Below are 12,892 nucleotides of genomic sequence, written 5' to 3' on the forward strand. Positions count from 1 at the left end.
GGTTCCGGCGTGTCGACGACAACTGGTGGTCGTCCCGTGGGCCGAGGAGGATGATCTGGGTCAGGCCCACGATCGAAGGGGAGTCGATTGTCCGCTTGGGATCTCAAGCTGCTTGCCGCCAGCCTGCGCCGGGACAGCGACGATCTGTCCCTGTACGCGGGGTTCCTGCTCAACACGCTGGCGACGGCGCTGCCTGCGGAGATGGTGCGGGTCGAGCGTAAGCCGGGACTGTTCGGCCGGGTCCGGGACGATGCTCCGGTGCTCGGCGTCGGTGTGCTGGTCGGTGACCGTCGATTCACGTTGCGTCGCCGGGCGGTCGCCGCGCCGGTGACCGCGCGGATCCGGCACGAGTCCGGCGGGGTCGTGTTGCGCACCGAGAGGGTCGGCATGGACGTCTGGTCGCGCGAGCTTGCGGTGGCGCTCGCCGGTGCTCGGCACGTCGATCTACCACGTGGGCATCCAGTTCGGCCGGTGGAACAAGAACCAGGAGCTGAACCGGCTGTCCCAGGCGATGTACCACGCCAGGGAGCTGGCCATGAACCGGATGGAGGCCGAGGCCGACGTGCTGGGCGCGGACGGGATCGTCGCCGTCCGGCTGCGGGTCGAGCTCAAGGAGTGGGGCAGCGACATCGCCGAGTTCATCGCGATCGGCACCGCGGTCGAGTCCGAGACCGGCGGTCACTGGCGCAACAACCGCAACCGCCCGTTCACCTCCGACCTTTCCGGCCAGGATTTCTGGACCCTGCTGCAGACCGGCTACATGCCGCTCGGCATTGTGATGGGCACCTGCGTCTACCACGTCGCGCACCGAACCATCGGCAACGTGCTGACCAACGTCGGCCGCAACACCGAGTTGCCCCAGTTCACCCAGGCCTTCTACGACGCCAGGGAGCTGGCCATGGAACGCATGCAGAAGGAAGCCGAGGCGCTGCACGCGGAAGGCATCGTCGGCGTCGAGCTCGCCCAGCACGAACACACCTGGGGCGGCCACACCACCGAGTTCTTCGCCATCGGCACCGCCGTGCGTCCCATCGGTCCCGACCACACCATCCCGCAGCCCCACCTGGTTCTGGGTTTGGACACCTGACACCGGCTGCGGACTTCCCGTGGTGGTGTCACCTGACCCTGCCGAGGAGTTCACCATGAAGAAGTACCTGCTCGCCGTCCAGTTCGACGAAAGCGCGCCGAGGCCCGCCGAAGCGGAGGTGCAGGAGCAGCTCGCCCGGACGGCCGGGGTCACCGCCGAGATGCGCGCCGCCGGTTCGTGGGTGTTCGTCGGCGGCCTGCTGCCCTCGCACGCCACCACGGTCGTGCGCCCCGGCAACGGCACGCCCACGATGACCGACGGCCCGTTCGCCGAGACGAAGGAACAGCTCGGCGGGTTCTGGGTGATCCAGTGCGACGACCTCGACCAGGCGCTGTCCTGGGCCGAGAAGTGCGCGCTGGCCTGCGGGTGCCCGATCGAGGTGCGCCCGTTCGAAGACGCGCAGTGGAACTGAGTGCGGATGGACCTGGAAAGCATCTACCGGGCGGAGTACGGCCGGTGCGTGGCCACCCTGACGCGCCTGCTCGGTGACATCGGGCTCGCCGAGGAGGCCGTCCAGGACGCGTTCGCGGTGGCCATCCAGAAATGGGACGTGACGCCGCCCAATCCGGGCGCGTGGATCGTGACCACCGCCCGAAACCGGGCGATCGACCGCCTGCGCCGGGAGTCCACCAGGGCGGCCCGCCACGCGCAGGCGTTGCTGCTCCGCCAACCCGACGAGCCACCGGAGCTGGGACCGGTGCGCGACGACCAGCTCCGCATGATCTTCACCTGCTGCCACCCGGCGCTGTCGCCGCTCGCGCAGACCGCGCTCACCCTGCGCCTGCTCGGCGGGCTGGAGGTAGCCGAGATCGCGCGGGCCTACCTGGTGCCGGAGGCGACCGTCGCGCAGCGGATCGTCCGGGCGAAGAAGAAGATCCGCGACGCCGGCATCCCCTACCGGGTGCCCGCCGCCGCCGAACTTCCCGATCGGCTGACCTCGGTGCTCACCGTGCTCTACCTGGTCTTCAACGAGGGATACACGTCGACTTCCGGGGAGCTGTTGCGGACGGACCTGTGCCTGGAGGCGGTCCGCCTGACCAGGGCGCTCGCCGAGCTGATGCCCGACGAGCCGGAGGTGACCGGGCTGCTGGCACTGCTGCTGCTCACCGAAGCCCGGCGGCCCGCACGGGTGGGGCCCGCCGGCGAGCTGGTGGTGCTCGCCGAGCAGAACCGGTCGTTGTGGAACCGCGAGCTGATCGCCGAGGGGCACGAGCTGGTGCGCCGGTGTCTGCGCCGCAATCTGCCGGGGCCGTACCAGTTGCAGGCCGCGATCAATGCCGTGCACACCGACGGGCCGGCGACCGACTGGGCGCAGGTGCTGGCGCTCTACGACCAGCTGGTGCGGCACACCCCGACCCCGATCGTCGCGCTCAACCGCGCGGTCGCCGTCGCCGAGGTGCACGGACCGGCGCTGGCCCTGGCCATCGTCGACCAGCTGGACCTGCCGGGCTACCACCTGCTGCCCGCCACCCGTGCGGACCTGCTCACCCGCCTCGGCCGCACCGCCGACGCCGTCGCCGCCTACGACGAGGCCATCACCCTGGCCACCAACGACACCGAACGAACCTTCCTCCGGACGCGCCGGGCGCGCCTGACCCCGGACACCTGACGAGCCCGGATTTTCGACACGACCAACCGGTCCATTTTATGGTCCGACTGGGCGATGTTCCCCGGTTCCCGCCGTGGGTACCGTTTGCGGAGCATCACTCGGGCGGGGTGAGCCAATTCTCGTTGAATTGATGAGGAGTTGAGCATGCCTCGCTATTCCGGATTGTCGGCGACAACGGCCGCGGCGGTAACCGTGGCGTTGGTTGCCGCGGCCCTGACGCAGGTTTCCGGTCACGGTGTCGCCGCTTCGGCGAGCCCGGTACGGGTGCCGACGGTCGAGGAGACGATCACCGGCGTTCTCTCCGTTGCCGAGCGGTATCCCGGTGGCCTGACCGCGCTGGTGGATCTGTTCGGCACGGGGGAGTGCGCCGGGGCGCAGTCGTATGACACCGCCTCGGTGGAATGCCGGTCGGTGATCGATCTGATCGTCGCGGCCGGCACCGGCGACTCGACCTCGCCAAGCACGAACCCCACCACACCGCCGATGTCGACGACCCTGCCGACCACCCTGCCGTCGACTACCACGCCGCCGATGTCGACCACTGTGCCGACCACTTCGACGCCGCCGATGTCGACGACCCTGCCGTCGACCACGACGCCGCCGGTGTCGACCACCCTGCCGTCGACCACGACGCCGCCGATGTCGACCACCTTGCCGTCGACTACGACGCCGCCGATGTCGACCACTGTGCCGTCGACTACCACCACGATGCCGCCACCACAGCCGCTGCCGCCGTTGCTGGTGGCGGTGGGTGACTCGGTGACCTCCGGCCACGAGTCCCGGCCGGTGCGGCAGCAGAACGGCAACGTCATCTGGCGGACCACCTGCGACGACCCGGCGACGAGCTGGGCCGAGGATCTTCGTACCCTGCTCGGGGTTCCGGCGGCCCGCTACTTCAACTACGCCCATAGTGGGGCATCGACCACCGACGTGCTCACCACGTCGCCCTACACCAACGGGTGCGGGGTCGTCTCGCAACAGGCCCGGGCGCAGATCGCCGACGCGATCGCGGTGCTGCAGAACAACCCCAGCCGGGCCGGCGCCGCCAACGTCGCCGTCGCCACCGCCGGAATCAACGACACGAACTGGGTGACCGTGGCCGGGAACCTGGTCAGCCGCCAGCTGGGGCTCGGTGGCGCACCGGCGTGGGCCGTCGCCAACGCGCAGGCGTGCACGGACTATGTGCTCGGTAACCCGGCCGGCAACCCGGGCGCACCGGCCGGTGCGATCCCGCCCGCCTGGGACGGCGAGGCGAAGTCCGGCCCGATCACGGCCGGCGCCGCGCGGATCGCCCTCGGCCTGATCACCGCCGACCCGGGCGCGCAGGTCCGGCACCTGCTCTACTACCGGTGGGCCAACGATCCGTACATCCCGCCGAGCTGCGTCCAGGTGGCGCGGCAGTCCACCGACAGGCTCAACGGCTGGATCAAAGTCGGGATCGTGACCGCCCAGCTCATGTGGGCGATGATCGGCGGCAACGCCAACCGGATCAGCGCCGTCTGCGACCAGAACTGGCTACTGGGGCCGCAGAACATCCAGACCCAGCTGATCTCGCAAGGCATCCCCAACAACGCCAGGGTGCCGGGTTGGCCACATCCCAACATCGCCGGCCGCGCCGACCTGGCCGTCTGCGTGAACGGCACCCTGCCCCGAGCCCAGGGCGGCGGTGTCGCCTGAACCTCATCGCTTCAGTTCAACCCGAGAGGAATGGGCGACCCGGGATCCTCGTTCGGGCGTCGGACCCGGGTTTGTTGATCCGTTACAGGGCGTTCAGGTCGATGGCGGCGGCCATGGCACGGTAGCCGACGTCGTTGGGGTGGACACCGTCGCCGCTGTCGAAGTCGGCGCGGAGGAAGTCCGAGTCGGCCGGATCGCTGACCACGGCGGCGAAGTCGACCACGGCGTCGTACTCACCGCTGGTGCGGATCCAGTGGTTGAGCCCGTCGCGGACCGCTTCGCCCTGATCGGTGAACAGGCCGAAGGTGTTGCCCTTGAACGGGAGCACCGTGCCGCCGACGATCCGGATGCCGCGTGCGTGCGCGGCGCGGATCAGCGCACGATGGCCCTCGATCAACTGCGCCGCCGTCAGATCGGGGTTGGGCCTGTTGCAGTTCTCGCCGAACGGGATGCCGGGGATGTCGAAGATGTCGTTGATCCCCTCGGAGACGATCACCGTGCGCACTCCGGGCCGGTCCAGCACGTCCCGCTCGAACCGGTGCAGCGCACTCTCCCCGAAGCACGGCGAGTCCCGCAGCACCCGGTTGCCACTGATTCCCTCGTTGAGCACGGTCAGGGACCGGCCACCGGCGACCAACCGCTCGGCCAGCTCGTCCGGATAGCGGTTGTTCGCGTCCGTTGTGGACAGTGCGCCCTCGGTGATCGAATCGCCGAACGCCACCACCGCCGCCTTCGACCGCGGCACGGTCAACACGTCGACCCCGGTCAGGTAGTAGAAGGACCCGGTGGTCTCGGTGAACGCCGAACCGTCCTGCGCGAACCGCCGGTCGCCCTCGGCCCGGTAGGTGGTGGCCTGCGCGTTGCCGTGGAACGTGGTCGGTCCGGTCGCGCCGGCGAAGTAGACCGAGACGCTGAGCCGGTCCAACGCCGCCGCCGGTAACGGGACCGGGTCGCTGACCAGTTCCTGCCCGGCCGGCACCACGACCGACCGGGCCCGGTGGAAGGTGAGCGGACGCAGGGTGCCGGGCCGCACCGATGCCCCGGTACCGGCCTTGGCCACGGTGGCGCCGGTGAGCCGCAGCGGCGTCACACCGTATACATTGGACAGTCGAACGCGAACGGCCGGGCCGCCGGCGCTGATCCGGACCACCGCACGCACCGTCTGGTTGTCGAACCCGTCCAGCGACCAGGTCGGCTGGAAGAGACCCGTCGGCGCCTGCATGGCCGACGACCAGGTGCCGACCCACGGCAGCCGGGCGGTCCCTTGCGCCACCGACCCCGCCGGCGTGGCGAGCAAGGCGGCCGATCCGACAACGGCGGCCAGCACGAACCGGCGGCCGAACTTCCCCAGGTAAGTAGCCATGCCAGCACCCTAGCGCCTCTTTCGTGGATCACCGGGTGAAGTCTTGGACCGACGAACGCAACCTCAGGGGTACCGTGACGGTACCCACCCACAATCAACCGGCAATCCGCACTTTCGCTGGAACGTAACGACAGCAGTAAAACTCGGAGAGGCGGACTAGTGGATGAGCACAACGAGGTCGTGCGCCGGGAGTTCACCCGGCAGGCCGCGACCTTCACGCCGACCGGATGGGCGGCGAGCGGGGTGGACTGGATCCTCGAGGCGATCCGACCCGCCGCCGACGAGCACGTCCTCGAAGTCGCCGCCGGCGCGGGTCACCTCGGGCGGGCCCTTGCCGGGCGGGCGGCGCACGTGACCGCGCTGGACCTGACTCCCGCGGTGCTCCAGCAGGGCAAGCGCGCCGCCGACGACGCGGGCCAGCGCAACATCGTGTTCCAACTCGGCGACGCCGCGCGCCTGCCCTACCTGGACGGCTCGTTCGACATCGTGGCGTCGCGGCTCTCGGTTCACCATTTCGCGGACCCGCACGGCCCGGTGGCCGAAATGGTGCGGGTCTGCCGGCCGACGGGACGGGTTGCGCTGGTCGATCTGGTCGCGGTCGGCCCCTGCCGGACCCGGGACCGGCTGGAGCGGCTGCGCGATCCCAGCCACACCCGCACGCACACCTTGGCCGAGCTGTGCGCCCTGCTCGACGGCGCCGGAGCCACCGTGCTGTCCAAGCAGACCATGGACAACCCGTTGCGGCTGACCGACTGGATGGACCGCACCGAGACACCCGGCCCGGTCCGCACGGAGATCGAGGCCGCGCTGCACGCGGAACTCTCCGGCGGACCCGAAACCGGCCTCCGCCCCCACCTCCGCGACGCCGAACTCTGGTTCACCCACCTATGGGCCACCATCCTCGCCACCCCACGACCCAGAAGTTAAGACCTGCCCTGCTTCCTGGTTCCGGTGCAAGTCTCCCCCCAACCAACTTAACCTCAGGGGCACCGTGACGGCACCCAGCCACAATCCACCCGATATCCGCACCGCCCCCTGGAACGCAACAACAGCAGTTAATTCCGGAGAGGCGGGCCGAGAGGCGGGCCGAGAGGCGGGCTAACAGCTGCGTGTATGAGTTCTAGGGGGTGGTGGGCGCGGCGGGGGGTGCCGTGGGCGATCTGCTGGCGGCAGGAGACCCCGGTGGCGGCGATCACCGTGTCCGGCGGCTCGGCCCGGATGGCGGGCAGCAGGCGGTCCTCGCCGATCGTCATCGACAGGTCGTAGTGCTCGGACTCGAAGCCGAACGAGCCCGCCATGCCGCAGCAGCCGGCGTCCAGCTCGACCACCCGTGCCCCCGGGATCCGGCGCAGCAGAGCCATTGTCGCGGCCGTACCGACCTCGGCCTTCTGGTGGCAATGACCGTGCAGCATGATCCGCCGGCCGGCGACCCACGAGTCGGCGGCCAGTTCGATGGCACCGGCGTCGATGGCCTCGCTGATCAGTTCCTCGAGTTGCCGCACCCGCCCGGCGACGTCGCGGGCCCGCGGATCACCCGGCAGCAGGGCGAGCGTCTCGTCGGTCAGGGTCAGCACACAGGACGGCTCGCAGCCCACGATCGGTCCGGTCCCACCAAGCTCGCCGACCAGCGCGGCCGCCTTGCGTCTGGCGTCGTCGAGCAGTCCCTTGGACAGGCTCGACCGGCCGCAGCAGCCGCGGGCGACCAGCCGGACCCGGTATCCGGCGAGCTCCAACAACTCCACCGCGGCGGCGCCGATGCCCGGCTCGGTGTAGGTGGTGAACGAGTCGGCGAGGAAGGTGACCGGCCCCAGCGGCGCCGGCCGCGAGCCGCCGTTGCGCCTGCGGAACCAGGCAGCGAGGTGGCGCCGTTCCCAGCGCGGCAACGGGCGCTTGGCCGTGATGCCGAGGAACCGGTCCATGAGCCGGCGAACCGGCCGCACGCCCAGGTTCGACAGGGGAGCGGTCGCCGACCCGAGCCGGTTGAGCCCGCGGATGCCGCCGAAGATCCGGGACCGCAGCGGCACCCCGTGCTGGTCGTGGAAATGCGCCAGCGTCTCGCTCTTGAGCTTGGCCATGTCGACGCCGAGCGGGCACTCGCTCTTGCACGCCTTGCACATCAGGCACAGGTCGAGCACCTCGTGCAGCCGCTCGTCGCCGAGCGCGCGCCGCGGGTCGGCCGCGGACAGCGCCTTCACCAGCGCGTTGGCCCGGCCACGGGTGGAGTCGTCCTCCAGCCGGGTGGCCATGTACGACGGGCACATGGCGCCGGAGCCGGTCTTGCGGCACAGCCCGATGTTCATGCACCGGTCGGCGGCGTTGCGCATGCCGCCGATCACCTCGAACGACAACCGGGTCGGAAACGGTTGGGGTGGCTGCAAAGCCGGATCGCGCAGGTGGTCGGTCATCGCCGGAGCGTCGACGATCTTGCCGGGGTTGAGCACGTCGTCCGGATCGAACAGGCGCTTCACGTCGCACATCGCCGCATAGAGCCGGTCGCCGAAGATCTCCCGGTTGAACTCGCTGCGCGCGAGGCCGTCGCCGTGCTCGCTGGAGTTGACCCCGCCGTACTCGCGAACCAGGTCCTTGACCTCCTCCGCGACGGCGCGCATGGTGGCGATCTCCTCGGGTCTGGTCAGGTCCACGAACGGCCGAATGTGCAGGCAGCCCACCGAGCAATGACCATAGAAGCCCGCCCGCAGCCCGTGCCGGTCAAGGATCGCGGCGAGCTTCGTCGTGTATTCCGGCAGGTGCGCCGGATCGACCGCGGTGTCCTCGATGAAGGCCAGCGGCCGGCGGGTACCGGTGCTGGCCGCCATCAACAGGCCCAGGCCGGACTTGCGCACCTTCATCAGGTGGTCCTGCTGCTCCCGGGTGACCGCCTCGAGCGTGTGGTAGCCGTGCTTGTGCTTGCGCCACAACGAGGTGAGCCGGTGCAGCTGGCCGAGGAGCTGGTTCTCGTCAGCGCCGCTGAAGCTGACGTAGAGCAGCGCGTCCGGATCGCCGTGCAGGATCGTGCTCAGCGAGGCGTACTCCAGCTTCTGGCGGGACAGGTCGAGGATGGTCCGGTCCAGCAGCTCGACGGCGGCCGGATCGCAGGCCAGCGCGTCGCCGGTGGCCGCGATCGCCGCCTGCGTGGAGGTGAAGTGCCCCACCGCGGTGACGGTCCGTTGTGGACGGTCGACGAGGTCGACCAGCGCGCCGGTGACGACCACCAGCGTGCCTTCCGCGCCGACGACGAACTTGGCGAGGTCGAACGAGTCGGCGAGGCGGTCGAGGCGATACCCCCCGGCCCGGCGCCAGAACGCGGGGAAGCCGGTCGCGATGACGTCCCGGTTGGTCTCCACCAGCCGCGGTAGTTCGCGGTACAGCGCGCCTTCGCGGGTGTTCGCGGCGGCCAGCCGGTGCAGTCGCGCCGCGTCGGTCGGCCCGAACCTCGCGGTGGAGGCGTCGGACAGGACCACATCGAGTTCGCGGACGTGGTCGATGGTCATCCCGTAGCGCACCGAGCCGCTGCCCGCGGAGTTGTTGCCGATCATCCCGCCCAGCGTGGCCCGATTGCTCGTCGACGTGTCCGGCCCGAACATCAGCCCGTGCCCGGCCGCCGCCCGGTTCAGCTGGTCCTGGACCACACCGGGCCCGACCAGGGCCACCCGCGCGTCCGGGTCCAGCTCGCGGATCCGGTGCATGTGCCTCGACATGTCGATCACCAGGCCGGCGCCCACGGTCTGCCCGGCCAGGCTCGTGCCGGCACCGCGCGGCACGACCGAGACGCCGTGGTCGCGGGCCGCGGCGACGGCCGCCGCCACGTCGTCGGCATCGCGCGGGAACACCACGCCGACCGGGGTGATCGCGTACATGCTGGCGTCGCGGGAGAACAGGTGCCGGGTGTAGTCGTCGAAGGCGACCTCGCCGGACATGTCCCGGCGCAGCCGGTCCGCCAGGTCGCCGCTCATGATCCGGACAATACGCGCAGGGCGGCGTCGATGCCGCCCGGATCGATCGGCACCCCGGCGAGCTTCAGTCCCATGTGGACTCCGGCGAGCGTGCCGGCCAGCGAGACGTCGTTGAGCGCCCCGAGATGCCCGATGCGGAAGACGCGGCCCGCCAGTCGGCCGAGCCCGGTGCCGAGGGACACGTCGTACCGGTCGAGAATGATCTCGCGGACCTTGTCCGCGTCGTGCTCCGCCGGCAGCAGCACGGCGGTCAGCGCGGCCGAGTGCTCGCGCTCGTCGAGGCAGAGCACCTCGAGGCCCCAGGCCCGCACCGCCGCCCTGGTGGCCGCGGCATGCCGGGTGTGCCGCTCGAACACCCGCTCCAGCCCTTCCTCGGCGAGCAGGAGCATCGACTCGCGCAGGCCGTAGAGCAGGTTCGTCGGTGGTGTGTAAGGAAAGAAGCCGCGCTGGTTGGCGGTGAGGATCGGTTGCCAGTCCCAGTAGGACCGGGGCAGGGTCGCCGTCGCGCCGGCCCGCACCGCCTTCTCGCTCAGCGCGTTGAAGCCGAGGCCGGGTGGCAGCATCAATCCCTTCTGGGAGCAGGAGACCGTGACGTCCACCCCCCACTCGTCGTGCCGGTAGTCGATCGAGCCGAGGGACGAGACGGTGTCCACCAGCAACAGTGCCGGATGGCCGGTGCGGTCGATCGCCGCCCGCACGTCGGCGACCCGGCTGGTCACCCCGGTGGACGTCTCGTTGTGCACCACGCAGACCGCTCGCACGGCGTGCCCGGTGTCCTTGCCGAGCCGCTCGGCGACCACGTCCGGATCGACCCCGTGCCGCCAGTCGCCGAGCACGAAGTCCACCTGCAGACCCAGGTTGGTGGCCAGCTCCCGCCACAGGGTGGCGAAATGGCCGGTCTCGAAGGCCAGCACCCGGTCGCCGGGGCTGAGCGTGTTGACCAGGGCGGCCTCCCAGGCGCCGGTGCCGGACGACGGGTAGATGACGACCGGCCCGGTGGTGCGGAAAATGGATTTCAGATTGTCCAGCAGGTCGTGGGTCAACCGAGCGAAATCCGGTCCGCGGTGATCGATCGTGGGCGCGGAAATCGCGCGCAGCACCCGGTCGGGAACATTCGTCGGGCCGGGAATTTGCAAAAAATGCCGGCCGGCCGGGTATGGCATCGCCAACTCCTGTCGGTTTATTCCGAACTCTTGACTTTGTTTGTTAGCTCAGGTCATAGTGGCACCTTCAGTGTCAGGTTGTCCTCACGAGACGACGCCGCCTCGGGGAGCCGCGCATGTCCACGCAAATCATGTCCATCATCGGGTTGGTCCTGATCGTTCTCATCGCGACGCTGCGCTCCGTGAATATGGGAGCGATATCTTTTCTCGGCGTTTTTCTGCTGGGGTCGCTGGTCTTCGATGTGAGCGACGACGATATCTTCGCCGGTTTTCCGGGTGATTTGTTCGTTGTGCTGGTCGGGGTGACCCTGCTGTTCGCCATCGCCAGGGCCAACGGCACCGTCGACTGGCTCATCAACGGCGGGGTCCGTGCGGTGCGGGGCCGGATCGCCCTCATACCGTGGGTGATGTTCCTGCTCACCAGCGTGCTGACGATGGTGGGCGCGGTCGTGCCGGGCGCCGTCGCGATCATGGCGCCGGTCGGTCTGCGGTTCGCCGCCAAGTACCAGATCAACCCACTGCTGATGGGGCTGCTCATCGTCAACGGCGCGAGCGCGGGCGGTTTCTCGCCGATCGGCGTGTTCGGCGTGATCACCAACGGAGTGGTCGAGCGCAGCGGGCTGGAGTCGAACCCGGCGCTGCTGTGGGTGAGCTCGTTCGTCTTCAACGCGCTGCTGTCCGTCGTCGCCTTCCTGATGTTCGGCGGTCGGGAACTGCTCCATCGCCGGGCAGCCGTCGAGGAGCGACCCGAGCCGGAGCCCGACGAGCCGGAGCCCGGCGAGCCGACCGGCGGCGGCGGTACGGCCACGACCACGGCCACCCGGACCACCACGACCTCCGAGGTCATCACGCTCAACACGCAACGGGTGGTCAGCCTGGCCGGCCTTGTGGTGCTCGTCGTTGGCGCGCTGGTGTTCGACATCGACGTCGGCCTGCTCGCGCTCTCCATCGCAACGGTGATCTGCGTGCTGTTCCCGCAGGAGACCAAGGCGAGCATCGGCCAGGTTGCGTGGCCGACGGTGCTGCTCATCTGCGGCGTGGTGACCTACGTGAGCCTCATGGACCACATCGGAACCATCGACATGCTCGGCAACAGCGTCGCCAACATCGGCGTTCCCCTGCTTGCCGCGTTCGTGATCTGCCTCATCGGTGCGGCGGTCTCGGCGTTCGCTTCGACCACCGGGATCCTGGGCGCGCTGATCCCGCTCGCCGTGCCGTTCCTGCTCGGCGGTCAGGTCGGCGCGGTCGGCATGATCATCGCCCTGGCGATCTCGTCGTCGGTCGTCGATTCCTCGCCGTTCTCCACAAGCGGTGCGCTTGTCGTGGCGAACAGCGCCGAGGATGTCCGGGACCGGGTCTTCCGCGGGCTGATGATCTGGGGCATGAGCATGATCATCGTCGCGCCGGTGCTCACCTGGGCGATCTTCGTGGCGCCCGGTTGGCTGTGAGATCTCCGAAAACATCATCGCTCTCACCTGACCGTGCCGGGTAGCGGACACCGTGTGGTGGAACGTTCACCGTAACATGCGATCTTCGCCCGAGCAGGCGGCCGCAAACCGTGGAGTGCCATGGAGATCTGGGTCAACCCCGAGTGCTCGAAATGCCAGAGTGCGCTGACCATGCTGAACGCCGGAGGCGCCGACTACACCATCCGCTACTACCTCGAGCAGCCACCGACCGCAGAGGAACTGACGGATGTCCTGGTGCGCCTCGGCTTGGAGCCATGGGAGATCACTCGCTTCGGCGAACCGGTTGCCCAGAATCTGGGACTGGCGTCGTGGCCGCGGAACGAGGACAGCCGGCCACGCTGGATCAAGGCACTGACCGAGAATCCCACCCTGATCCAACGACCGATCATCACCGCCGACGACGGCACCGCCACGGTCGCCCGCTCTCCCGAAGCGATCCGCGCGATCATGCCGGCGCCGGGCGAGCGGGACCGCTGACGTCGATCATGTGACTGGACAACTGTCGGGCAATCAGGCATCCTGTGCGGCGCACCGGATTCGAACTGGAGATCGATAAGCCTGGAAGTGCAGC

The 12,892-nt window shown here is 69.5% G+C and carries 11 protein-coding genes; 7 read left to right on the forward strand and 4 right to left on the reverse strand.

Annotation, left to right across the window (positions count from 1 at the left end; all coding sequences use genetic code 11):
- The first annotated feature begins 409 nt into the window (after positions 1-409).
- The 3 genes from VFV67_RS23370 to VFV67_RS23380 are packed head-to-tail and all read left to right on the forward strand — an operon-like array spanning position 410 to position 2,696.
- Positions 410-1,087, forward strand: coding sequence for a heavy metal-binding domain-containing protein (locus VFV67_RS23370; protein WP_326472758.1), 678 nt, complete (start codon positions 410-412; stop codon positions 1,085-1,087).
- A 55-nt stretch (positions 1,088-1,142) separates the two neighbouring features.
- The gene (locus tag VFV67_RS23375) at positions 1,143-1,499 is read left to right on the forward strand and encodes a YciI family protein (protein ID WP_326472759.1); all 357 of its coding nucleotides are present in this window, start codon (positions 1,143-1,145) and stop codon (positions 1,497-1,499) included.
- Between the two features lie 6 nt (positions 1,500-1,505).
- A complete protein-coding gene (locus VFV67_RS23380; protein WP_326472760.1) occupies positions 1,506-2,696 on the forward strand; it encodes an RNA polymerase sigma factor in 1,191 nt (396 codons plus the stop codon).
- 230 nt (positions 2,697-2,926) lie between these two features.
- Here VFV67_RS23380 and VFV67_RS23385 read toward each other — a convergent pair whose 3' ends face one another.
- Positions 2,927-3,403, reverse strand: coding sequence for a hypothetical protein (locus tag VFV67_RS23385; RefSeq protein ID WP_326472761.1), 477 nt, complete (start codon positions 3,401-3,403; stop codon positions 2,927-2,929).
- 1 nt (position 3,404) lies between these two features.
- Here VFV67_RS23385 and VFV67_RS23390 point away from each other — a divergent pair, with 1 nt between their 5' ends.
- Positions 3,405-4,373, forward strand: coding sequence for a hypothetical protein (locus VFV67_RS23390; protein ID WP_326472762.1), 969 nt, complete (start codon positions 3,405-3,407; stop codon positions 4,371-4,373).
- Between the two features lie 82 nt (positions 4,374-4,455).
- Here VFV67_RS23390 and VFV67_RS23395 read toward each other — a convergent pair whose 3' ends face one another.
- Positions 4,456-5,736 carry an SGNH/GDSL hydrolase family protein gene (locus VFV67_RS23395; protein ID WP_326472763.1) on the reverse strand — a complete coding sequence of 427 codons (1,281 nt, stop codon included), beginning with the start codon at positions 5,734-5,736 and terminating at the stop codon, positions 4,456-4,458.
- Positions 5,737-5,895: 159 nt separating this feature from the next.
- Here VFV67_RS23395 and VFV67_RS23400 point away from each other — a divergent pair, with 159 nt between their 5' ends.
- Positions 5,896-6,663: a class I SAM-dependent methyltransferase gene (locus VFV67_RS23400; RefSeq protein ID WP_326472764.1), complete on the forward strand. Its 768-nt coding sequence runs from the start codon at positions 5,896-5,898 to the stop codon at positions 6,661-6,663.
- Between the two features lie 128 nt (positions 6,664-6,791).
- Here VFV67_RS23400 and VFV67_RS23405 read toward each other — a convergent pair whose 3' ends face one another.
- Positions 6,792-9,689, reverse strand: a complete 2,898-nt coding sequence (locus VFV67_RS23405) for an FAD-binding and (Fe-S)-binding domain-containing protein (RefSeq protein WP_326472765.1) — start codon at positions 9,687-9,689, stop codon at positions 6,792-6,794.
- Entirely contained in the window at positions 9,686-10,852 is a 1,167-nt protein-coding gene (locus tag VFV67_RS23410; RefSeq protein ID WP_326472766.1) for a pyridoxal-phosphate-dependent aminotransferase family protein, read from the reverse strand. The genes VFV67_RS23405 and VFV67_RS23410 overlap by 4 nt, the downstream gene beginning before the upstream one ends.
- Before the next feature lie 116 nt (positions 10,853-10,968).
- On the opposite strand from VFV67_RS23410, the gene VFV67_RS23415 reads away from it, so the two are divergent.
- Entirely contained in the window at positions 10,969-12,300 is a 1,332-nt protein-coding gene (locus VFV67_RS23415; protein ID WP_326472767.1) for an SLC13 family permease, read from the forward strand.
- Positions 12,301-12,420: 120 nt separating this feature from the next.
- The gene (locus VFV67_RS23420; RefSeq protein ID WP_326472768.1) at positions 12,421-12,798 is read left to right on the forward strand and encodes an ArsC/Spx/MgsR family protein; all 378 of its coding nucleotides are present in this window, start codon (positions 12,421-12,423) and stop codon (positions 12,796-12,798) included.
- The last annotated feature ends 94 nt before the right edge of the window (positions 12,799-12,892 follow it).

The sequence above is a fragment of the Actinophytocola sp. genome (assembly GCF_035762905.1).
GTDB lineage: Bacteria > Actinomycetota > Actinomycetes > Mycobacteriales > Pseudonocardiaceae > DASYTH01.